The sequence below is a fragment of the Hydrogenophaga sp. UC242_53 genome (assembly GCF_042696965.1).
In the GTDB taxonomy this organism is placed as follows: Bacteria; Pseudomonadota; Gammaproteobacteria; order Burkholderiales; family Burkholderiaceae_C; genus Hydrogenophaga.
Genome location: NZ_CP170552.1, coordinates 4211211 through 4231795 on the forward strand (window position 1 = coordinate 4211211; position 20585 = coordinate 4231795).

General features: G+C 68.1%; 20 protein-coding genes and 3 pseudogenes. 7 read left to right on the forward strand and 16 right to left on the reverse strand.

The features are described from left to right. Positions 1-17: 17 nt before the first annotated feature. The 3 genes from ACFJI0_RS21200 to ACFJI0_RS21210 form a co-directional block, all read right to left on the reverse strand. Positions 18-1406 carry an FAD-binding oxidoreductase gene (locus ACFJI0_RS21200; RefSeq protein WP_382322212.1) on the reverse strand — a complete coding sequence of 463 codons (1389 nt, stop codon included), beginning with the start codon at positions 1404-1406 and terminating at the stop codon, positions 18-20. A gap of 65 nt (positions 1407-1471) precedes the next feature. Beyond that, the gene (locus tag ACFJI0_RS21205; protein WP_382153319.1) at positions 1472-2494 is read right to left on the reverse strand and encodes a TRAP transporter substrate-binding protein; all 1023 of its coding nucleotides are present in this window, start codon (positions 2492-2494) and stop codon (positions 1472-1474) included. Then, complete coding sequence (locus ACFJI0_RS21210) at positions 2491-3402, reverse strand: fumarylacetoacetate hydrolase family protein (RefSeq protein WP_382322213.1); 912 nt, start codon at positions 3400-3402, stop codon at positions 2491-2493. Before ACFJI0_RS21210 ends, ACFJI0_RS21205 begins: the two co-directional genes overlap by 4 nt. 119 nt (positions 3403-3521) lie before the next feature. Here ACFJI0_RS21210 and ACFJI0_RS21215 point away from each other — a divergent pair, with 119 nt between their 5' ends. The 3 genes from ACFJI0_RS21215 (at position 3522) to ACFJI0_RS21225 (ending at position 5899) form a co-directional block, all read left to right on the forward strand. Next, entirely contained in the window at positions 3522-4199 is a 678-nt protein-coding gene (locus ACFJI0_RS21215) for a GntR family transcriptional regulator (protein ID WP_382322214.1), read from the forward strand. 71 nt (positions 4200-4270) lie between these two features. Then, positions 4271-5215, forward strand: coding sequence for an aldo/keto reductase (locus tag ACFJI0_RS21220; protein WP_382322215.1), 945 nt, complete (start codon positions 4271-4273; stop codon positions 5213-5215). Between the two features lie 9 nt (positions 5216-5224). After that, positions 5225-5899, forward strand: coding sequence for a DUF6064 family protein (locus tag ACFJI0_RS21225; RefSeq protein ID WP_382322216.1), 675 nt, complete (start codon positions 5225-5227; stop codon positions 5897-5899). On the opposite strand, the gene ACFJI0_RS21230 is transcribed toward ACFJI0_RS21225, so the two are convergent. From ACFJI0_RS21230 to ACFJI0_RS21240, 3 genes and pseudogenes are all read right to left on the reverse strand, one after another. Continuing rightward, on the reverse strand, positions 5862-6119 hold the full coding sequence (locus tag ACFJI0_RS21230) for a VF530 family DNA-binding protein (protein ID WP_382153304.1): 258 nt from the start codon (positions 6117-6119) through the stop codon (positions 5862-5864). The genes ACFJI0_RS21225 and ACFJI0_RS21230 overlap by 38 nt on opposite strands. Then, on the reverse strand, positions 6116-7063 hold the full coding sequence (gene gshB, locus ACFJI0_RS21235) for a glutathione synthase (RefSeq protein WP_382322217.1): 948 nt from the start codon (positions 7061-7063) through the stop codon (positions 6116-6118). The genes ACFJI0_RS21230 and gshB overlap by 4 nt, the downstream gene beginning before the upstream one ends. 12 nt (positions 7064-7075) lie before the next feature. Continuing rightward, positions 7076-8279 (reverse strand): annotated as a pseudogene (locus ACFJI0_RS21240) (benzoate/H(+) symporter BenE family transporter). 160 nt (positions 8280-8439) lie between these two features. Between ACFJI0_RS21240 and ACFJI0_RS21245 the strand changes: the two are divergent. Together ACFJI0_RS21245 and ACFJI0_RS21250 are read left to right on the forward strand one after the other, a co-directional pair. After that, positions 8440-8802 (forward strand): CesT family type III secretion system chaperone, encoded by a 363-nt coding sequence (locus tag ACFJI0_RS21245; RefSeq protein WP_382322218.1) that lies wholly within the window; start codon positions 8440-8442, stop codon positions 8800-8802. Between the two features lie 7 nt (positions 8803-8809). Next, complete coding sequence (locus ACFJI0_RS21250) at positions 8810-10687, forward strand: hypothetical protein (RefSeq protein ID WP_382322219.1); 1878 nt, start codon at positions 8810-8812, stop codon at positions 10685-10687. A 3-nt stretch (positions 10688-10690) separates the two neighbouring features. Here the strand turns inward: ACFJI0_RS21250 and ACFJI0_RS21255 are convergent. Both ACFJI0_RS21255 and gshA read right to left on the reverse strand, forming a co-directional pair. Beyond that, a pseudogene (locus ACFJI0_RS21255) lies at positions 10691-12561 on the reverse strand (potassium transporter Kup). A 133-nt stretch (positions 12562-12694) separates the two neighbouring features. Further along, positions 12695-13987, reverse strand: a complete 1293-nt coding sequence (gene gshA / locus ACFJI0_RS21260; protein WP_382153285.1) for a glutamate--cysteine ligase — start codon at positions 13985-13987, stop codon at positions 12695-12697. A 118-nt stretch (positions 13988-14105) separates the two neighbouring features. Between gshA and ACFJI0_RS21265 the strand changes: the two genes are divergently transcribed. Continuing rightward, a complete protein-coding gene (locus ACFJI0_RS21265; protein WP_382322220.1) occupies positions 14106-14393 on the forward strand; it encodes a hypothetical protein in 288 nt (95 codons plus the stop codon). A gap of 3 nt (positions 14394-14396) precedes the next feature. On the opposite strand, the gene ACFJI0_RS21270 is transcribed toward ACFJI0_RS21265, so the two are convergent. The 8 genes and pseudogenes from ACFJI0_RS21270 to ACFJI0_RS21305 all read right to left on the reverse strand — a co-directional run bounded on the left by ACFJI0_RS21270 (position 14397) and on the right by ACFJI0_RS21305 (position 19460). After that, complete coding sequence (locus ACFJI0_RS21270) at positions 14397-15068, reverse strand: hypothetical protein (RefSeq protein WP_382322221.1); 672 nt, start codon at positions 15066-15068, stop codon at positions 14397-14399. A 67-nt stretch (positions 15069-15135) separates the two neighbouring features. Then, positions 15136-15408, reverse strand: a complete 273-nt coding sequence (locus tag ACFJI0_RS21275; RefSeq protein ID WP_382322222.1) for a DUF2277 domain-containing protein — start codon at positions 15406-15408, stop codon at positions 15136-15138. A 26-nt stretch (positions 15409-15434) separates the two neighbouring features. Then, a complete protein-coding gene (locus tag ACFJI0_RS21280) occupies positions 15435-15935 on the reverse strand; it encodes a BON domain-containing protein (RefSeq protein ID WP_382322223.1) in 501 nt (166 codons plus the stop codon). 18 nt (positions 15936-15953) lie between these two features. After that, a complete protein-coding gene (locus ACFJI0_RS21285; RefSeq protein WP_382153272.1) occupies positions 15954-17234 on the reverse strand; it encodes a glutamate-5-semialdehyde dehydrogenase in 1281 nt (426 codons plus the stop codon). 44 nt (positions 17235-17278) lie between these two features. Then, positions 17279-17590 (reverse strand): single-stranded DNA-binding protein, encoded by a 312-nt coding sequence (locus ACFJI0_RS21290; protein WP_382322224.1) that lies wholly within the window; start codon positions 17588-17590, stop codon positions 17279-17281. After that, entirely contained in the window at positions 17587-18066 is a 480-nt protein-coding gene (locus ACFJI0_RS21295) for a hypothetical protein (protein WP_382322225.1), read from the reverse strand. Before ACFJI0_RS21295 ends, ACFJI0_RS21290 begins: the two co-directional genes overlap by 4 nt. Positions 18067-18105: 39 nt before the next feature. Further along, complete coding sequence (locus tag ACFJI0_RS21300) at positions 18106-18582, reverse strand: CreA family protein (protein ID WP_382322226.1); 477 nt, start codon at positions 18580-18582, stop codon at positions 18106-18108. A 73-nt stretch (positions 18583-18655) separates the two neighbouring features. After that, a pseudogene (locus tag ACFJI0_RS21305) lies at positions 18656-19460 on the reverse strand (IclR family transcriptional regulator). Positions 19461-19576: 116 nt separating this feature from the next. On the opposite strand from ACFJI0_RS21305, the gene ACFJI0_RS21310 reads away from it, so the two are divergent. Next, positions 19577-20584: a TRAP transporter substrate-binding protein gene (locus ACFJI0_RS21310; RefSeq protein WP_382325765.1), complete on the forward strand. Its 1008-nt coding sequence runs from the start codon at positions 19577-19579 to the stop codon at positions 20582-20584. Position 20585: the final 1 nt, after the last annotated feature.

Below are 20585 nucleotides of genomic sequence, written 5' to 3' on the forward strand. Positions count from 1 at the left end.
GGGTGCGTTGCCGAGCTTCAGAAGGAAAAGATCTTGCCTGGGTTCATCAGGTTGTGCGGGTCCATCGCGTGCTTGATCTGTCGCATCAGCGCCACCGGCGCCTCGCCCAGCTCGTCGAGCAGGAAGCCCTGCTTGTGCAGGCCGATGCCGTGCTCGCCGGTGCAGGTGCCGTCCATCGCCAGCGCGCGCGCCACCAGCCGCGCGTTGAGCGCCTCGGCCTGCGCCACCTCGTGTTCGCTGTCGCCGTCCACCAGCATCTGCACGTGGAAGTTGCCGTCGCCCACATGGCCGACGATGGGCGCGATCAGGCCCGACTGCGCGAGGTCCTGCGCGGTCTGGTTCACGCAGTCGGCCAGCTGCGAGATCGGCACGCAGACATCGGTCACCACGCTGCGGCTGCCCGGGCGCAGCTGCAGCGCGGCGAAGTAGACGTTGTGCCGCGCCTCCCACAGGCGCGTGCGCTCTTCGGGTGTGTGAGACCACTGGAAGCTTTCGCCCCCGAGTTCGCCCGCGATGGCCTGCACCAGCTCGACCTGCTCGCGCACGCCGGCCTCGCTGCCGTGGAACTCGAAGAACAGGTGCGGCTGCTCGGGCAAGCCGGTCTTGCTGTAACCATTGAGCGCGCGGATCGCCACGCGGTCGACGAATTCACAGCGCGCGATCGGCACACCCACCTGGATGGTCTGCACCACCGCCTGCACCGCCGCGTCGATGCTGGGAAAGGCGCACACCGCGGCCAGGATGGATTCGGGCAGCGGGTGCAGCTTCACCGTGGCCTCCACCACCACGCCCAGCGTGCCTTCGGAGCCCACGAACAGGCGCGTGAGGTCGTAGCCGGCGGCGCTCTTGCGCGCGCGCCGCGCCGTCTTCACCAGCTGGCCGTCGGGCGTGACCACGGTGAGGTTGACCACGTTCTCGCGCATGGTGCCGTAGCGCACGGCGTTGGTGCCGCTGGCGCGCGTGGCGCACATGCCGCCGATGGTGGCATCGGCCCCGGGATCGATCGGGAAGAACAGGCCCTTGTCGCGCAAGGCGGCGTTGAGCGCCTTGCGCGTCACGCCGGGTTGCACGGTGGCGGTCTGGTCCTCGTCGTGGATCGCGACGAGCTGGTCCATCTGCTGCAGGTTGAGCGTGACGCCGCCCCGCACGGCCAGCGTGTGGCCTTCGAGCGAGGAGCCCGCGCCGTAGGGCACCAGCGGCACCCGGTGCTCGCGGCACAGGCGAACGATGGCGAGCACCTCGTCGGTGTGGCGCGCGAAGGCCACGGCGGCCGGCAGCATGGGCGCGAAGATGGATTCGTCGCGGCCGTGGTGCTCGCACACGGCGGGGCTGGTGGACAGGCGCTCGCCGAGCAGCTGGCGCAGGCCGTCCAGCACGGCGGCTGGCAAGGAAATCGAGGCGGTCATGGCAAGGCCGACCGGGCGCGTGGCCCGGTCGTGTGAGGGAAGGAACAGCGCCTGGGAAGGCGGGCTTACTTCGACGCGGTGCGCACCTTGGCGATCTCGCTGCGCACCAGGGTCATGAACTCGGGGCCGATCTTCTCCAGGTGCGGCGCGATCGCCGGCGGCACGCGGTCGCGGATCGCCTGCAGGTCGGCGGGCGAGAACTGCGTGACCTGCACGCCCTTGTCCTTCATGCCCTGCAGCGCGCTGCCGGCCTCGGCGGCGGTGGACTTGCGCTGGAACGCGGTGGCGTTCTTCGCGGCGGTGTTCATCGCCTTCTGCTCATCGGGCGAGAGGCTGTCCCAGTATTTCTTCGACACCGCGAAGATCAGCGGCGAGTAGACGTGGCCCGAGAGCGTCATGTACTTCTGCACTTCGTAGAAGCGCTGGGTGTACATCAGCACCACCGGGTTCTCCTGGCCGTCGAAGGCCTTGGTCTCCAGCGCCACGAACAGCTCGGACCAGGGCAGCGGCGAGGCGTTGGCGCCGATGGCCTTGAAGGCGTCGAGCGTGAGCGGGTTGGGCTGGGTGCGCAGCTTCAGGCCCTTGAGGTCGTCCAGCGTGTTGACCGGGCGTTTGGAGTTGGTGATGTGGCGAAAGCCGTTCTCCCACCAGCCCAGCACGTGGATGCCGACCGCAGCGAGCTTGGCGTTGAGGTGGGCGCCCACCGGGCCGTCGAACACGGCGTGCGCCTCGGCCTCGGTGTTGAAGAGGAAGGGCACGTCCTGGAAGCCGAGCTCCTTGACCTGGCCCAGCATGGCGAGCGCGCTGCCGGTGTAGAACTCCTGCACGCCGCCCTGCAGCGCGGCCAGCATCTGCGGGTCCGGGCCCAGGGCCTGGTTGGCGATCACGGCGATCTTCATCTTGCCGCCGCTGGCCTTCTCCATCTCGGTGGCGAACTGCTTCGCGGCCTGGCCGGCCGGGTGGGCGTCGGCCATGCCGTGGCCGAAGCGCGCGTTGCGCGCCTTGAAGTCCTGCGCCAGCGCGGCGGTGCTGCCGAGCGCGGCGAAGGTGGTGAGGGCCATGGCGGCCAGCAGGCGGTTGAGCTTCATGCGGTTGTCTCCTCTTTGGGGGCGGGGTGGTGAGGGGTGGGCGCGGGCGCGCGCGCCTCGATGCGGTTGCGCAGCAGGCCGATGCGCTCGATCTCGACTTCGCAGACGTCGCCGGGCTGCATGTACAGGCGCGGCTCGCGCGCATGGCCGATGCCCGCGGGCGTGCCGGCCACGATCAGGTCGCCGGGCTCCAGGGTGATGGCCTCGCTGATGGTCACGATGAGCGAGGCCACGTCGAACACCATGTCGCTGGTGTTGGCCGACTGCACGGTCTGGCCGTTGAGGCGCGTTTCCAGCCGAAGGCCGCGCGCGCCGGGCGGCAGCTCGTCGGCCGTGACCAGCCAGGGGCCGAAGGCGCCGGTGCGGTCGAAGTTCTTGCCCATGGTCCACTGCGGCGTCTTGAACTGGTACTCGCGCACGCTGCCGTCGTTGAAGACCGAATAGGCCAGCACGTGCGAGAGCGCGTCCTCGTGGCGGATGCACGAGCCGCCGGTGCCGATCACCGCCACCAGCTCGCCTTCGAAGTCCAGCGAGTCCGACAGGCCCGCGTGCTCCAGCGGCGCGCCGTGCGGCACCACACTGGTGTTGAAGCGCGAGAACAGCGTGGGGTAGGCCGGCTGCTCGAAGCCGCTTTCTTCGGTGTGGTCGCGGTAGTTCAGGCCCACGCAGATGATCTTGCGCGGCTCGGCCACCGGGGCCAGGAAGCGCACGGTGGCGAGATCCACCACCGGCTGGGCGCGCATCGCGGCGGCGGCGGCGTCCAGCGCCGGGCGGCCCGCGCGGATCGCGGCGTCCAGCGCGCCCGGGTAGGCGGCGGCGCCTTCGGTGGCGCCATGCCAGCCCCCGCTGGCCGGGTCCTGCACCGCCCAGCCTTCATGCCCGTCCCGCTGGAAACGCAACAACTTCATCGAATGCTCCTCTGTGTGTGAATGTGTCTGGGTCGGGACTCTATCACCAACGATGTATCTTTCAACAAATAATCTATTCTTTTCTCATTGGTACATTCCCTCATACAATCTCGCCTGCCATGACCACCCCCGCCGCCAAACTCACCCAGGCCGAGACCGTCTGCCAGCTCATCCGGGCGGAAATCCTGGAGGGCCGCCTGCTGCCGGGGGCCAAACTCAACATCAAGGCGCTGGAACAGCGGTTCGAGGTCAGCCTGGGCGCCATCCGCGAAGCCCTCTCGCGCCTGGGGGCCGAGGGCATGGTGGTCGCCGAGTCCCACCGGGGCTACCGCGTGGCGCCGGTCAGCAGGGAAGAGCTGCTGGATCTCACGCGCACGCGTGTGGAGCTGGAATCGCTCTGCCTGAGCAAGGCCATGCAGCACGGCGACGTGGAGTGGGAGATCCGCATCGTCGCGGCGGCGCACCGCATGGAGCGGCTGCAGGACATCCCCTCGGACGAAGAGGCGCGCAAGGCGCCGGCCTGGAACCAGGCCCACGGCGCCTTCCACGAAGCGCTGGTGAGCGCCTGCCCCAGCGTGTGGCTGCTGCGCATGCGCGAGCTGCTCTACGCGCAAAGCGAGCGCTACCGCCTGCTCTCGGTGCCGCTGGACACCGACCACCACCGCGACGTGAAGGCCGAACACAAGCGCCTGGTGGACGCGGTGCTCGCGCGCGACGAGCCCGCCGCGCTCAAGGCGCTGGAAGAACACTTCTTCGCCACCGTGCAGATCATCCTGCGCTCGCCCTTGCTGAAGTAAGCCGCGCGGGCCGGAACTTCCCGGCGCCGCGCCACGTCCCACCGGCTTTCACGCCCCAACGGGAGGCCACCATGTTTCCTCCGCCGTTCCGCGGCAACCGCCGCCAGTGGCTGGGCGCCGCGCTCGGCGCACCGCTGGCCGCGGCCTGGCCGGCCTGGCCGGCCTGGGCCGCCAACCCGGCGGCACCGGGCCTGCTCACGCGCCGCATCCCGGCCAGCGGCGAGGCCCTGCCCGTCGTCGGCCTGGGCAGCTGGATCACCTTCAACGTGGGCAACGACCCGCAGGCGCGCGACGCCTGTGCCGAGGTGGTGCGCGCCTTCTTCGAGGCCGGTGGGCGGCTGATCGACAGCTCGCCCATGTACGGCTCCTCGCAACCCACCATCGGCCACGCGCTGGCGAAACTCCGGCACCCGGCCGCGCTGTTCTCGGCCGAGAAGGTGTGGGTGGGCGACGCGGCACGCGGTCACGCGCAGATGGAAGCCTCGCGGGCCTTCTGGGGCGTGCCGCGCTTCGACCTCATGCAGGTGCACAACCTGCTGGGCTGGGAAGGCCACCTGCCGCGCCTGTTCGAGATGAAGGCGCAAGGCCGCCTGCGCTACGTGGGCATCACCACCTCCGAAGGCCGGCGGCACACCGAGCTCGAGCGCGCCATGCGCACCCAGCCGATCGACTTCGTGCAGCTCAGCCTCAACCTGCTCGACCGGGAGGCCGAGCAGCGCCTGCTGCCGCTGGCGCAGGAGCGCGGCATCGCGGTGCTCGCGAACCGGCCCTTCCGCGAGGGCGCGCTGCTGCGCGATCTCGCGCGCCACAAGCTGCCGGGTTGGGCGGCGGAGATCGGCTGCGACGGCTGGGCGCAGGTGGCGCTGAAGTTCGTGGTCTCGCACCCGGGCGTGACCTGCGCGATCCCCGCCACCAGCCAGGTCGCGCACCTGCGGCAGAACATGGGCGCGGCGCGCGGCCCCCTGCCCGACGCGGCGCTGCGCGCGCGCATGGCGCGCGACGTGGCCGCGCTGTAGGGCCACGCCATGAGCGAATGGTGGACCTACCGGTCGGCGGATTTCCTGATGTTCGCGCCGCGCACCTACTGGCGGCTGTTCGAGCTGCAGAACGCCGCGTGGTGGCCGGCGCCCTGGGTCTTCAGCCTGCTGGCGATGGCGCTGGCGATCGGCCTGTGGCGCCGCCCTGCCCAGGCCGCGCGCGTGGGCCTCATCGGCGCGGCGCTCGCGTGGGCCTGGGTGGCCTGGAGCTTTCTCTGGTGGCGCTACACGCCGATCAACTGGGCCGCGAGTGCCTTCGCCATCGCCTTCGCGCTGCAGGCGCTGGGCCTGCTCGCGCTCGCTTGGCGCCGGCCCCACGCCACCACCTCACCGGGCCGCCGCCGGCTCGGCCTGGGCCTGCTGCTGTGGGCGGTGGGGCCGCATCCCGCGCTGGCCCTGGTCTTCGGCCGCCCGTGGTCGCAGGCCGAGGTGATCGGCCTGGCGCCCGATCCCACGGCCATCGCGACGCTGGGCCTGCTGCTCTGCCTCGACGCCCACCCGCGCGCCCTGCCTTGGGCGCTGCGCGCCGGCGCGGTGGCCTGGCTGTTGCTCAGCGCGGCCACGCTTGCCACCCTGGGTTCGGCGCAGGCCGTGGTGCCACTGGCCGCCGCGCTGCTGGCGCTGGTCAGTCCCGGCCCGCGCGGCGCTGTTCGCGCAGCATGAACAGGTACAGCCCTTCCACCTTCTCGCGCGCCCACGGCGTCTTGCGCAGGAAGCGCAGGCTGGACGGGATGCTCGGGTCGATGTTGAAACAGCGCACCGGGATGCGCTCGCCCAGGCCGTCCCAGCCGTAGTGGTCCACCAGCGCGGTGAGGATCGCCTCCAGCGTGAGGCCGTGCAGCGGGTTGCGCGGCTGGGCCGAAGGCGCGGGGGTGTCGCTCATGCGAGCGCCGCCTCCAGCGCGTCGACGAACATCGCGGGCACGTCGAAACCGGTCTGCTGCTGGATCTCCTGGAAGCAGGTCGGGCTGGTGACGTTGATCTCGGTCACCTTGTCGCCGATCATGTCCAGCCCCACCAGCAGCAGGCCGCGCGCGGCCAGCGTGGGGGCGATGGCCTCGGCCACGGCGCGGTCGGTGTCGCTCAGCGGCTGGGCCACGCCCTTGCCGCCGGCCGCGAGGTTGCCCCGCACCTCGCTGCCCTGCGGAATGCGCGCGAGCACGAAGGGCGCGACCTGGCCGCCGATCAGCAGCAGGCGCTTGTCGCCCAGCACGATCTCCGGCAGGTAGCGCTGCACCATCACGCTGGTGGCGCCGCCCTGGTTCAGCGTCTCGATGATGGAGCCCAGGTTCATGCCGTCGGGCCCGACGCGGAAGATGCCCATGCCGCCCATGCCGTCGAGCGGCTTGAGGATGATGTCCTTGTGCTCGGCGTGGAAGGCGCGGATGGCCTCGGGCCGGCGCGTCACCAGCGTGGCCGGCGCGAACCGCGCGAACTCCATCAGCGCGAGTTTTTCCGGGTGGTCGCGCAGCGCGCGCGGGCTGTTGAACACGCGCGCGCCTTCGCGCTCGGCCTGCTCCAGCAGGTGCGTGGCGTAGAAGAACTCGCTGTCGAACGGCGGGTCCTTGCGCATCAGCACGGCATCGAAGCTGTGCAACGGCTCGCGGCCTTCGCGCGTGGTGGTGAACCAGGCATCGGCGTCACCGGTGAGCGTGACGTGGCGCACCTGCGCCGTCACCGGCTGGCCGCTCTGCCACTGCAGGTGCTCGGGCTCGCAGGCCGCCAGCGTGTGGCCGCGCCGCTGCAGCTCGCGCATCATGGCGAAGGTGGTGTCCTTGTAAATCTTGAAGGCTTCGAGCGGGTCGGCGACGACGAGGATCTTTTTCATGGCGTTGTTCGTTCAGGGCTTTTGCGAGGTGAGTCCGTACTGTTGCACAAGCAGCGCGACGGCGCCGGCGACCACGCCCCAGAAGGCCGAGCCGATGCCGCCGATGACCACACCGCTGAGCGTGACGAGAAAGGTGATGAGCGCGGCCTCGCGGTGCGCGTCGTCCTTGAGCGCGGCGTGCAGGCCGCCACCGATGCTGCCCAGCAGCGCGATGCCGGCGATCGCCATGACCAGCTCGCGCGGGAAGGCGATGAGCAGGCCGGTGATGGCCGCGCCGAAGAGGCCGATCAGCACGTAGATGCCCCCGCACACCACGGCGGCGGTGTAGCGCTTCTTCGGGTCGGCGTGCGCTTCGGGGCCCATGCAGATGGCCGCGGTGATGGCGCTGAGGTTGAGCGCGAAGGCGCCGAAGGGCGCGAGCACCAGCGTGGCCGCGCCACTGAGCGTGATGATCTTCGAGATCGGCATGTCGTAACCCGCCGCGCGGATCGCGGCCACGCCCGGCAGGTTCTGCGAGGCCATGGTGACGACGAACAGCGGCAGCGCCAGGCTGGTGAACGCGGCCAGGCTGAAGACGGGCATGGTGAACACCGGCATGGCAAGTTCGAAGCTCACCGCGCCGCCATTGAACTGGCCCCGCGCCACCACGTAGGCGATGGCCACCGCCAGCGTGAGCGGCACCGCATAACGCGGCAGCAGGCGCCGGCCCAGCAGGTAGGCCAGCAGCATCAGCACCACCAGCGGCAGCGCGGTCTGCGCGGCGGCGAAGGCCTGCAGGCCGAAGCGCGCCAGCACGCCGGCCAGCAGGGCCGAGGCGATCGCCATCGGAATCTTGTTCATCACGCGCTCGAACCAGCCGGTGGCGCCCACCAGCACGATGAGCGCGGCGCTGATGAGGAAAGCCCCCACGGCATCGGCCATGGTGAAGCCGCCGGCCAGGCCCGCCGTGCGCAGCACCGCCGCGCCCGGCGTGCTCCAGGCGATCATGACGGGCTGGCGCAGCACCAGCGAGGGAATGGCCGAGCACAGGCCCATGCCCAGGCCGAGCGCCCACATCCACGAGGTGATCTGCGCGGGGGTGGCGCCAAACGCCTGCGCGGCCTGGAAGACGATGCGCAACCGAGCTGGTGAAGCCCACCAGCACGGCCACGAAGCCGGCCGTGGCGGCCGAGAGGTTGACGTCTCGAAAAAAGGAGGGGGACGCGGTGGAAGACATCGGGCGATTGTGCCGGGCGGCGGCACAACGCACGGGGGCCACCGGCAATGGCCCCGGAACCCTGCTCGGCGGGCGCCGACAGAACCGAACCGCCAGGCCCCGCACTACTTCCTGACGGGTCGCGCTCGAGACGGCCCGGCCGTTCAACCAGGACCCCACCATGCGCTATGCCGCCTTGATGCACAAGCTCTTTGAGCAAACCCAGCTGGACAACTGGCAGGGCACCGCCCGGACCCCTCACTTCGAGGTGGACGGCGCCATCGTCGGACTGATTCCCAAAGGCGATTCGGGTCTCGTCGTGTACGTCGACCTCGGCCATCAACCCGGCAACGAGATCCAACTGCTGGAGTACAACGCCCGCGCCAATGACGAGGTGTCGGGCTGCTTCGTGGTCGTGCCCAACTCGGGGAAGGTGGCGTACCGCTTCGACGTGCCCCTGGACGCGCTGGAACGCACCCCCTCCTTGCCGGCCTGGCTGCAGGCGCGCGTCAACCAGGCCCGCACCGCGCTGGCCAGCGCCTGAGCCCCTCATGAACCCCATCATCAGAAACGCCCTCGGCACCTGCCTCCCCGGCGTGGGCAGCGCATTCGTCAAGGTCCACGCCAAACCATTCGCCCAGCTGTTGTTCAGCGAGACGAGGCGCAACCCCGAGGGCGCGCTGTCGAAGACCGGCCACATCGCCTTCCGACTGAACGCCACGGAATTCACCTCGCTCCAAAGCTTCCTGGGCCAGCCCGCAGACGCCGAACGCCCGGGGTCCATCGGCCATCAGCCCGACAACCACACGCCGGTGCGTCGCCGCGACACCATCCACACCGACATGGGTGGGAAAGACGTCGAATACGAGAACCTCACCTGGCTTGCGCTCCCCCGGTGGGCAGAACAGCGCTTCGACAACACCCCTCGGTCCACGGGCGTCGGTGAACTCACCCCCCAACACCTCGAAGCACTGGCGCGGGTCATCGGGGGTAAAGAATTCGGCCTCTACTCCCTGCGCGGTGACAAGCCCATCGACATGCTCAGCGCCGAAGACCTCCGCGCATTCCTGATCGACGGCAAAGCGCCCCGGCACGCTCCCAACTGCGTCGACTTCGTCAAGGCGGTCCTGGTGGCATGGGCCCGACTGGAGGGCTCTCCCCGGGCCGTGATGCATTTCGCCGCCTCACTGGCCGACTGCCGCTATCCCCAGGATGTCGGCGCATTGGCCCAGGTGCATTTCGGGGCGGACGACAACGGCATCATCCAGTTTCGACCCGGCAAGGGCGTGGCGGCCCCCGAACGACTCGACAACCAGCGCTTCCACGGCCAGTTCCTCGAAGCGTCCGGGCTGTCCAAGGAGGTCTTTGACAGGATGTGCGCCGACCTGGCGGCCAAGGGGCTGATCTTCGGCGAGGTCTTCGAGCACGACGAGACCTGGGGCACCACCTTCTTCAACGGGCTCGGCAAGCGGTTGCGGGCGTGCCAGCCGCACCAAGGCGTGGCGGCCATCTGCTACCACCAGGACACCTACAAGGGTGGCATCACCCACGTCTCGCTGATGGCGTTCGCCCCGGATGGCGGCGCATCGGTCTGCCACCACGAGTCCATCAGGGTATCGGCCCAAGACCCTGTGAGCAACCTGATGCCGGGCATCGTCGGGGTGCCGTCCAACACCTACGACACCACGGACCTTCACCAGCGGGTGCTGGGCGACAAGGCCCGTGAGCTCACCACGTTGCCGATCCGGCACTCGTACGACCTCTCCGGCCCGCCCATGGTCCAGTTCGCCCACCTGAACAACTGGGCCGCCTTGCGCGAATTCAACGATCGCACCGCGCACGAGAGCTATGTGAACGCCCGGTCGCTCGCCTACGGCACCGATCCCGACCAGCATCTGCTGGAAAAAAAAGGCGCCTTCGGCCGCGGCCTGACGACCACCGTCTCCGTGCCGGGCCAACGCTTCCGACACGAACCCCTGATGCTGCCGCCCGGCGAGACCGAAACCTCCTCCGCGGGTGCCTGGACCAACAACTGCGCGGCCCACACCCTGCGCTGCCTGCAGGCCGGCGGCTGCACGGCCCTGCCGACATCGCGCGAGCCTGTGGGCGAGTGGCGGCTGAGTGAAGTCGCCGAGGTGCTTCTGAAGGCGGGCCTCATGCCGTGCACCGCCCCGGAGGTCGCGCACATCATGGACGACGCCGGTTACAGATACGATCCCGACGAGGGTGTCGTCGTCGATGCCGGCTCGTTCCTGACCCTGGCGTACCACTGGTCCATGTCGCCCGTCGGCTCACCGGGCGTCTACCCACCCGATGTGCCGCGCAACGAGGTCCAGGACAAATCCCTCGCCGAGGCCGTGCTGAGGAAGCGGCTGGACCGGCTGAGCAAGACCATCTCGGACCACCAGGCGTCCTTCCGGAAAATCTGACCCCTAGATCTCCACCTTCGAGCCCAGCTCGATCACCGCGTTGCTCGGCAGGTTCAGGAACTCGGCCGCCGCGCTCGCGTTGTGGTGCATCTGGGCGAACAGCTTCTCGCGCCAGGGCGCCATGCCGCTGCCGATGGTGGGCACCACCACATCGCGCGAGAGGAAGTAGCTGGTGGTCATCGGGCCCATGTCGCAGCCGCGCCCGCGCATGGCCGACAGCGCCTCGGGCAGGTCCAGGTCGTTCTTGAAGCCGTAGTTCACCACCACCTGCCAGCAGTCGTGCCCCAGCGGCTCGATCTCCAGCCGCTTGTTCAGCCCGATCCAGGGCACTTCCTGGCTGCGCACGGTGACGAACAGGTTCTGCTCGTGCAGCACCTTGTTGTGCTTGAGGTTGTGCAACATGGCGTTGGGCACGGTGCCGATGTCGGCCGTGAGGAACACCGCCGTGCCCTCCACCCGCACGGGCGGTGCGATGAACAGCGCATCGAGGAAGCTGTTCAGCTCGATCGATTCGGCGTGCTGCGCCTCGGTCATGAGCGAGCGGCCGCGCTTCCAGGTCATCATGAGCGTGAACACCGCGCCGCCGATGAGCAGCGGGAACCAGCCGCCGGCGAACAGCTTGAGCAGGTTGGAGCTGAAGAAGGCGAGGTCCACCAGGAAGAAGAAGCCGGTGCGCCAGCACGCACAGCCACAGCGGGTACTTCCAGCTGTAGCGCACCACGTAGAAGGTGAGCACCGTGGTGATGAGCATGTCCAGCGTGACCGCGATGCCGTAGGCCGCCGCGAGGTTGCTGGACGACTTGAACATTACCACCGCCAGCACGATGGCGGTGAACAGGCTCCAGTTCACGAACGGCATGTAGATCTGGCCGGTGTGCTTCACGCTGGTGTGCTGGATCTTCAGGCGCGGCAGGTAACCGAGCTGGATCGCCTGCTTGGTCACGCTGAAGGCGCCGGTGATCAGGGCCTGCGAGGCGATCACCGTGGCGATGGTCGGCCATGATCACCAGCGGCAGCAGCAGCCACTCGGGCGCCATGTTGAAGAACGGGTTCTTCACGGCCGCCGGGTCGGCCAGCAGCAATGCGCCCTGGCCGAAGTAGTTCAGCGTGAGGCAGGGCATGACGACGGAGAACCAGGCCAGGCGGATCGGGCGTTTGCCGAAGTGGCCGAGGTCGGCGTAGAGCGCCTCGGCGCCGGTGACGCACAGCACCACCGCGCCCAGGATGATGAAGCTGGTGCCGGGCTGCGCCCACATGAAGCGCAGCGCGTGCAACGGGTTGAGCGCGCCCAGGATCTCGGGATGGCCCACGATCTGCGACACGCCCAGCGCCGCGATGGTGAGGAACCAGGCCAGGGTGATCGGGCCGAAGAAGCGGCCGATGCCGCTGGTGCCGCGCTTCTGCACCGCGAACAGCGCGAACAGCACCAGCAGGGTGATGGGCACCACGTAGTGCTTGAAGTGCGGCGAGATCACCTCCAGGCCCTCGACGGCCGAGAGCACCGAGATCGCCGGCGTGATGACGCCGTCGCCATAGAACAGCGCGGTGCCGAAGATGCCGATGGCCAGCAGCGTCTGGCGCAGGGCGGGCCGCTCCTTCACTGCCATGGAGGCCAGCGCGAGCATCGCGATCAGGCCGCCTTCGCCGTTGTTGTCGGCGCGCAGCACCAGCACCACGTACTTGAGGGAGACGATGACCGTCAGCGTCCAGAACAGGATGGACAGGATGCCGTAGACGTTGGCGTGGGTGAAAGGCACGTGGCCGGAGCCGAAGACCTCCTTGACGGCGTACAGCACGCTGGTGCCGATGTCGCCGTACACCACGCCGATGGCGCCGAGGGTGAGCGCAGCCAGTGACGATTTGGAAGCGGACACAAAACAACCCCGGCCTGTTGGCACGGGGTTCGGTTGTCGAGGGAACGCGATTGTGCGCCCGCCGGCGGGGCCTTGTCTGCCGGCTCAGCGCTCTAAACGGCGGCGCCCGCGCCGAATGTTGCGCCGCAGCAACTCACTCGTAGACTTCGGCGTCCGGGTCGGTGGCTTCCAGCTCGTAGCTCGCCGCCAGCATGGCCAGGCGGCCGATCACGCCGTACATGTAGAAGCGGTTGGGCACGCTCGCGCCGGGCTTCTGGCCGGGCTGCGGCAGCTGCGCGCTCTGCTCGAAAGCCAGCGGCACGTAGCTGGAGCCGGGCGCGTTGAGGTTCTCGTCCACGCCGCGGTCGGCGTGCACGCGGTAGAAGCCGCCGACCACGTAGCGGTCCATCATGTAGACCACGGGCTCGGCCACCGCGCTGTTGATGCGCTCGTTGGTCAGCACGCCTTCCTGGATGATGACCTCGTGCACCTCCTGGCCGGCCTGGCCCACGGCCATGCGGGCCTTGGTCTTGGCCGAGAGGTTGTCGATGTCCTTGGCGTCGCGCACCGTCAGGATGCCCATGCCGCCCGTGCCGTTGTCGGCCTTGACCACCACGAACGGCTTTTCGTTGATGCCGTATTCCTTGTACTTGCGGCGGATCTTGCCCAGCAGCGCGTCGGTGTTGCTGCGCAGGCATTCCAGCCCGGCGTCCTCGTTGAAATCCACCTGCCCGCACTGGTTGAACATCGGGTTGATCAGCCAGTGGTCCATGCCCAGCAGCTTGCCGAAGCGCTTGGACACCTCTTCATAGGCCTTGAAGTGGTGGCTCTTGCGCCGCGTGCCCCAGCCGCCGTGCAGCGGCGGCAGCAGGTACTGCTCGTGCAGGTCTTCCAGGATGCCCGGCACGCCCGCGCTCAGGTCGTTGTTGAGCAGGATGGTGCAGGGGTCGAAGTTCTTCAGGCCCAGGCGGCGCTTGCTGCGCAGCAGCGGCTCCAGCACCACCTTGTCGCCGCCGGGCAGCTCGATGGTGGTGGGGGCCTTGATGTCGTTGGAGAGCGAGCCCAGGCGCACATTGAGCCCGGCCATGTAGAAAATGCGCTGCAGCTGCGCCAGGTTGCTCAGGTAGAAGGTGTCGGTGGTGCTCTCGGGCACCAGCAGCAGGTTCTTGGCCTCGGGGCAGATCTTCTCGATCGCCGCCATCGCGGCCTGCACCGCCAGCGGCAGCATCTCGGGCGTGAGGTGGTTCCAGCCGCCGGGATACAGGTTCGTGTCCACCGGCGCCAGCTTGAACCCCGCGTTGCGCACGTCCACCGAGGTGTAGAACGGCGGCGTGTGCTCCATCCACTCGAGGCGGAACCAGCGCTCGATCACCGGGGTGGACTCGAGGATGCGCTGCTCGAGCTCGTTGATGGGGCCGGTCAGGGCGGTGACGAGGTGCGGGACCATAGGGGGAGGGGTATTGGCGGCTGGGGAGGCAACCAGTGTAATGGGGGCGCATGACGCCAATTTCAAGCCGGTTCCAGCGCCTGGAAGCGGCCCCACAACGGCCCGAGGGAGGGTTCCGATGACGATTTTCGCCCTGATGACCGCCCTGGCCGCCTGGTTCAGCGTCTGGCGGCCACCCGAGAGCACCGGCCTGCGGGTGCTGCTGATGGGGGTGTTCCTGCTGCTGGGCGCCCTGTTCGCCCTGGCCGGCGGCTTCGCCTACTGGTGGGACAGCGGCATGCGCCCGACCCGCGCCAGCCCCTGGCTGCTCATCTGGGGCCTGCTGACCCTGGCCTCCCAGGCGGGCAACCTGCTGCGCGCGGTGTTCGAAGGGGAAGGCGGGACGGACTGGCCGGGGCGGCGCTGAGGCTCAGTTTTTTTCCCAATAGGTCTGGGCATCATTCCGGCTCCAAGGCGGCAATACAGCCTTCTGGATTTCCACTCCGTCCAAAGCGGTAAAGGTCTTTTTGAAAAGAGCCACATCTCTCTCGTAGGCGTCCGTGATTTCAATATCGAAAGTCCCGGTCGAAGCCCCCGCAATCGCCTGATCAATCAATGGGATAACAGGGCCTGCACGGAATTCGTTGTCCCGTCGTTCGCGAATCACCGCATTGACCGCCCCAAGGTAGTGAGCGCCGGCGGTTGCCAAGGGCAGTTCGGAGTGCAAAGGCACGAAATAAGTGCCCAGTACGGGAAACGCAGCGCTCATGGCGTTGAGGCCACGAAGGGTGTACGCCGCACTATCGACCGTGAAACGCAATAGGTAGGTCACGCTTCCGTCTTCTGCAGGTGAGACGACACGGCCCTTGCCGTCCATCCGAAAGGCCACCTGCTCAGGTTTTGCCACGCCTCCACGCGCATCCAGAAGAACACCAAGCACATCTGGCTTCCACCTCGGCTTGTGTTCATTGTTCACGCGCACCGACATCAGATACAGCGGTTTCGAGGGATCAACTTTGGGGGCCCCCTCGGCCAGAGGCATGGGCAAGGAAGCACATGCCGTTGTCAGGGCCGCAAGCGTGGCCGCGAAGAAAATCTTCATCTTTTTTACTCAATTTTTGTTAAACAAGTTGAGTATTTTAGACGAAAAGTTCTAATTAATTATCAAATCAGCCTGGTCCAAAACGCGCCAGCGAGCGCGCCTTCGCCCTGGCCGCCTCCACCTCGCGGTTGCGCGGCGCGGCCGTGGTGCGCAGCGAGGCCATGAGTTCGCGCGCCGTCGCGGCCACCTGCTCCACCGCGCGGTCGAACGCCGCTTCGTTGGCCTGCGACGGCACGTTGAAGCCGCTGAGCTTGCGCACGAACTGCAGCGAGGCGTCGCGGATCTCCAGCTCGGTCGCGGGCGGCTCGAAATTGAACAGGGTCTTGATGTTGCGGCACATGGTCTCTTCACTCCTGGTGAACGCCCTCAGGGGCGGTCGGCGACGGTCCGGTAGGGCGGGCGCGCCGAGGGGTCGTGGCGGATGATCGCGCTGGCCTGCTGCACGTGCGGCAACGCCCGCGCAAAGGCCTCGGCCTGCGCCGCCACGGCCTGGCGCCGGGCACAGCCCTCGATGTACACCACACGCCCCTGCACCGTCACCCAGAGCGTGCTGGCGGCGGTGAACGCGGGGCGCCGTTTCAGGGCCTGCCGAAAGGCGGTGGCGATGTCCTGGTCGTAGGCGAAGGCGTTGGGGCGATCACAGGCTTTCGCGAGCCAGCAGGTCGTGCCCTTCTCGGCGCGCCGGTGCGTCTGGGCCAGCCGCTCGCGCTCGGTGATGAACGGCCCCGCCGGCCGGGGGCAATCGGGCACGGCGGCCGAGATCTGGAAGAACGGGTCGTTGAACCAGTTCTGCACCGCTTCGCCCGCCACGGCCCCACCCGCATGCGCCAGGGCCAGGAATGCCAGCAGGCGCACCGGGCGTTTCACGGCCGGTCTTTCAGGGCGTCAGCCCCGCACTTCGCCCTCGCCCAGCACCACGTACTTGAGCGAGGTCAGGCCCTCCACGCCCACCGGGCCACGGGCATGGAACTTGTCGGTGGAAATGCCGATTTCGGCGCCCAGGCCGAACTCGAAACCGTCGGCGAAGCGGGTGCTCGCATTCACCATGACGCTAGCCGAATCCACTTCGCGCAGGAAACGCTGGGCGTGCACGTGGTCGGTGGTGATGATGGCGTCGGTGTGGTGGCTGCTGTAGCGGTTGATGTGGGCGATGGCCTCGTCCACGCCCGCCACCAGCTTGATGCTGATGACCGGGGCGAGGTATTCCTCCGACCAGTCGGCCTCGGTCGCCTCCTTCAGGTTCGCGCCCGGCACCGCCGCCAGGATCGCCCGGCTCTCGGCGCAGGCCCGCATCTCCACGCCCTTGGCGGCGAAGATGGCGCCGATCTTCGGCAGGAAGTCGGCGGCCACGCCGCGCGCCACCAGCAGGCTTTCGGTGGCGTTGCAGGGGCTGTACTTCTGCGTCTTGGCGTTGTCGGTCACCTTCACCGCCAGCGCGATGTCGCAGGGCTCGTCCACGTAGGTGTGGCAGTTGCCGTCCAGGTGCTTGATGACCGGCACCTTGGCCTCGGCGCTGATGCGCTCGATCAGCCCCTTGCCACCGCGCGGGATGATCACGTCCACGTACTGCGGCATGGTGATGAGCTGGCCCACGGCGGCGCGGTCCGTTGTCGGCACCAGTTGCACCGCGTCGGCCGGCAGGCCGGCGTCCGTCAGCGCGCGCTGCACCAGCGCGGCCAGGGCGCGGTTGGATTCGATGGCCTCGGAGCCGCCGCGCAGGATGGCCGCGTTGCCGCTCTTGATCGACAGCGAGGCAGCCTCGATCGTCACGTTGGGCCGGCTCTCGTAGACCATGCCGAACACGCCGATGGGCACGCGCATCTGGCCCACGCGGATGCCGCTGGGCATCTGCTTCATGCCGCTGATGTCGCCAATGATGTCGGGCATGGCCGCGAGCTGCTCGCAGCCCTGGGCGCAGGTCTCGATGACCTTGGGCGTGAGCTTGAGCCGGTCCACCATGGGTTCGCTCAGGCCATTGGCGCGGGCGCGCTCCAGGTCCTTCGCGTTGTCCACCTGCAGCGCGTCCACGTTGGCGCGCAGCAGCGCGGCCAGGCCGCGCAGAGCCGCCAGCTTGGTGGCCGCGCTGGCCTTGGCCATGAGCGCCGAGGCCGCCTTAGCCTGCAGCCCCAGGGTGTTCATGAGTTCGGTGGTGTTGGTCGCGTTCATCCCGACGATTTTCGCAGAGGCGCGCGCCCTTGGGGCAAGCGGGGTCAAGCCCCGGCGCCGGGCTGGTGCGCCGTCAGCACGTGGGTGCGCACCATGTCCAGGCTGGGGCGAACGATGCCCTGTTTGTCCGTCCAGACCTTGGGCGTGAGCCCGCCCGAGAGGCTGAGCGACTCGCCGTCGCGCAGCGCCACCAGCGCCCGGCCCACCGCCTCGTCGAACGCGATCACGTTGACGATGAATTCCTCGTCCGCCCGGTTGCGGGCCAGCACGCGGGCCACGATGTAGCCGCGCCCGGCCTTGTCCACGCGGCGGGAGGCCTCGCCCATCAGGCGCCCGGCGACCAGGCCGTCGATCATCGCGCGGGCCTCTCGAAACCGGCGGCGATCCAGGCCTGCGCGCTGTCCACGTTCAGCTTGAAGGTGGGCGGCACGGGCACGCAGGCCAGCTCGGCGTCGAACTCGTCGAGCGCGCGCAGCGTGGCGGTGGCGCCCTCCTCGTCGGGCACGATGGCCAGGGCGACGCGGATGCGCTGCCCGTCCACCGCCACGGTCACGTTCTTGTTCAGCTCCGCGTGCCGCTGCTGCTCGGAGCGGCGGATCACCTCTTTCGCGGTCTTCACCAGGGTGTTGAAGGCCGCGGTGTCCAGCGGCTTGGGATTCTTCTTGTCGCGGCCCATGGTCCAGGGGCCGACCAGCGCCGGTTCGGCCCCGTTGTCCAGGTACATGGCGACGGCCCAGCCGTCGTCGTCGTCGTTCTTGATGACGCGGGCGGTCCAGTGTTCGTCGCTCCAGACGCGGGCTTCGTGAATGGGTTCTTGGGTATCGGATGTCATGAAAGGCGATCGGTCAAGGGCCGAACAGGATAACGCCCTTCACTTCACCGGCATCGGCGTGGCGCGGTCCACCGCCACCACCGCCACCGAGTTCTGCGGCGAGCCTTCGATCACGCGGTCGGAGTACGTGAGGTAGACCAGCGAATGCCGCTTGGCGTCCACCATGCGCACGATGCGCAGCCGCTTGAAGATCAGGCTGGTGCGCTCGCTGAAGATCTCTTCCTGTTCCTTGATGGGCTTGGCGATGGCGATCGGCCCCACCTGCCGGCAGGCGATGGACGCCTCGGACTTGTCCTCGGCCAGGCCGAAGGCGCCTTTGAGGCCGCCCGTCTTGGCGCGCGAGATGTAGCAGGTGACACCCATCACGCCGGGGTCGTCGTAGGCCTCGACCACGATCTTGTGGTCGGGCCCGATGAACTTGAACACCGTGTCCACCGAGCCGATCTCTTCGGCATGGGTGGCGGTGGTAGCCGCGGCGGCGAACAGCAGGAGGCAAGGAGCGAGGAACTGGCGCATGGTGGGCTTTCCGGAAGGGTGGCGAATGCCCACACGGTAGCAGGCGCGGCAGGCCGGGCACACCCGACGGGACTCAACTGGCCTCGGTCTCGCGGACGCGGTAGCGCTCGAAGATGGGCGAAGAGGTGCTGGCCAACGCCAGCTCGGCAGAGATCGCCATCAGCGCCGGCCCGAGTTCCTGCATGCGCGATTCCGTCAAGCGGATCAGCGGGCCTGCGATCGTGATCACGCCGATGGCGGCTTCGCCCGGGCGCTGGATCGCAGCCGCCATGGCACTCATGCCGGGCGCGAACATTTCATTGATCGTGCTGTAGCCGCGACGGCGCGTGTCCTCAAGGATTTTCGCGAGCGCCTTCACAGTGTTGGGCGCCTTGGGCCCGAACTGCTCACGACTGCCAAAGCCCTGGCGCGCCACGATCTCCAGCGCCTGGTTCTCGGGCAGGGTGGCGCAGCCATGCATGGCCTGCCGAGCTGCACGACAGGCGCACATCGGTGCCCGTGTCCGGGTCGTAGCGCAGGCCCGCCTTGGCGCCCTGCGCCTTGGCAACGAAGGTCAGGCGTTCGCCGTCAACGATGGCCAGGCGCACAAGCTCGCCCGAGATCTCGGCCATGCGGTCGATCAGCGGCTGCGCGATGTCGACGATGCCGGACCCGCTCAGGTAGTTGAGACCCAGTGCGGCGAGCTTGGTGGTGAGCGCGTAGTCGCCGTGCTCGCGCATCTGGCGCACCCAGCCGCAACGCACAAGGTCGCTGAGCATGCGGTGGCATGCGCTGCGCGGGATGTTCAGGTCGTCCGCAATCGAGGCCAGAGGCTGGCCTTCGGGGCGCGCCGCGAGGTATTCAAGGGCGGCGAGGGATCGGTCGAGGTTGATGGCCATGGATTCCACTATTGCAACACATGCCAAAAATGGAATAGGATTCCAAATGGAATAACATTCCCATTGACACTGTCAAATTCGATTCTGACGCCATTTCAAGGAGAGCACACGTGAAAATCAAGGTATCGCTGGCCGCGCTGGCCGCCGCTCTTTCGTTGGGCCTGGCCAGCGGGGCGGCTGCGCAGGACATCCAGGAACGCACCATCAAGTTCGGCCATCTGAACAATGCGGGCCATCCCACCAGCCTGGGCGTGCGCAAGTTCGCCGAGATCGTCGCCGCCAAGACCGGCGGAAAGATCAAGGTGCAGGAGTTCGCGTCGTCCCAGCTCGGCAACGAGCTGCAGCAGCAGGCGGCCCTGCAAGGCGGCGTGCAGGAGATGCTGGTGGCATCGACCACCTCGCTCAATGGCATCGTCAAGGAATTTGGCCTGCTGGACTTCCCCTTCCTGTTCGCCAATGAGCGGCAGGCCGATGCGCTGGTGGACGGCCCGCTGGGCAAGATGCTCAGCGCCAAACTGCCGGAAAAGGGCCTGGTGGTGCTGGGCTTCTTCGATCTGGGGTTCCGCAACGTCACCAACAGCAAGCGGCCCATCACCAAGGGCGCTGATCTGGAAGGCCTGAAGCTGCGCGTGATCCCCAACCCGGTGTTCCTGGAAACCTTCAGGACATTCAAGGCCAACCCCCTGCCGATGCCGTTTGCCGAACTGTATGGTGCGCTCGACAGCAAAGCGGTCGACGGGCAGGAGAATCCCTTCGCGGTCATCGAGTCGAGCAAGTTCTACGAAGTCCAGAAGTACGTGAGCGGCACCAACCACGTCTACGCGACCAACCCCATCCAGATCAGCAAACGTTTCTGGGACCGCCTCTCGCCGGTGGAGCAGAAGATTCTTCAGGAAGCCGCCACCGAAGCCCAGAACTGGCAACGTGTCGTCAGCCGGGAGGTGTCAGGCAAAGCGCTGGGCGAGCTCAAGGCCAAAGGCATGATCTACAACGACATTCCAGCCGCCGAACTGGCCCGCATGCGGGCCGACGTCCGTCCCGTCTACGACAAGTTCTCCGCCGCGTACGACCCCGCGGTCGTCACGCTCTTCAGAGCCGAACTGGAGCGGGTCTCCAAGCTCTGAA

Coding starts and splice junctions, on each gene's coding strand:
- ACFJI0_RS21200 (WP_382322212.1), bottom strand. CDS start 1,406: ATGACCGCCTCGATTTCCTTGCCAGCCGCCGTGCTGGACGGCCTGCGC.
- ACFJI0_RS21205 (WP_382153319.1), bottom strand. CDS start 2,494: ATGAAGCTCAACCGCCTGCTGGCCGCCATGGCCCTCACCACCTTCGCC.
- ACFJI0_RS21210 (WP_382322213.1), bottom strand. CDS start 3,402: ATGAAGTTGTTGCGTTTCCAGCGGGACGGGCATGAAGGCTGGGCGGTG.
- ACFJI0_RS21215 (WP_382322214.1), top strand. CDS start 3,522: ATGACCACCCCCGCCGCCAAACTCACCCAGGCCGAGACCGTCTGCCAG.
- ACFJI0_RS21220 (WP_382322215.1), top strand. CDS start 4,271: ATGTTTCCTCCGCCGTTCCGCGGCAACCGCCGCCAGTGGCTGGGCGCC.
- ACFJI0_RS21225 (WP_382322216.1), top strand. CDS start 5,225: ATGAGCGAATGGTGGACCTACCGGTCGGCGGATTTCCTGATGTTCGCG.
- ACFJI0_RS21230 (WP_382153304.1), bottom strand. CDS start 6,119: ATGAGCGACACCCCCGCGCCTTCGGCCCAGCCGCGCAACCCGCTGCAC.
- gshB (WP_382322217.1), bottom strand. CDS start 7,063: ATGAAAAAGATCCTCGTCGTCGCCGACCCGCTCGAAGCCTTCAAGATT.
- ACFJI0_RS21245 (WP_382322218.1), top strand. CDS start 8,440: ATGCGCTATGCCGCCTTGATGCACAAGCTCTTTGAGCAAACCCAGCTG.
- ACFJI0_RS21250 (WP_382322219.1), top strand. CDS start 8,810: ATGAACCCCATCATCAGAAACGCCCTCGGCACCTGCCTCCCCGGCGTG.
- gshA (WP_382153285.1), bottom strand. CDS start 13,987: ATGGTCCCGCACCTCGTCACCGCCCTGACCGGCCCCATCAACGAGCTC.
- ACFJI0_RS21265 (WP_382322220.1), top strand. CDS start 14,106: ATGACGATTTTCGCCCTGATGACCGCCCTGGCCGCCTGGTTCAGCGTC.
- ACFJI0_RS21270 (WP_382322221.1), bottom strand. CDS start 15,068: ATGAAGATTTTCTTCGCGGCCACGCTTGCGGCCCTGACAACGGCATGT.
- ACFJI0_RS21275 (WP_382322222.1), bottom strand. CDS start 15,408: ATGTGCCGCAACATCAAGACCCTGTTCAATTTCGAGCCGCCCGCGACC.
- ACFJI0_RS21285 (WP_382153272.1), bottom strand. CDS start 17,234: ATGAACGCGACCAACACCACCGAACTCATGAACACCCTGGGGCTGCAG.
- ACFJI0_RS21290 (WP_382322224.1), bottom strand. CDS start 17,590: ATGATCGACGGCCTGGTCGCCGGGCGCCTGATGGGCGAGGCCTCCCGC.
- ACFJI0_RS21295 (WP_382322225.1), bottom strand. CDS start 18,066: ATGACATCCGATACCCAAGAACCCATTCACGAAGCCCGCGTCTGGAGC.
- ACFJI0_RS21300 (WP_382322226.1), bottom strand. CDS start 18,582: ATGCGCCAGTTCCTCGCTCCTTGCCTCCTGCTGTTCGCCGCCGCGGCT.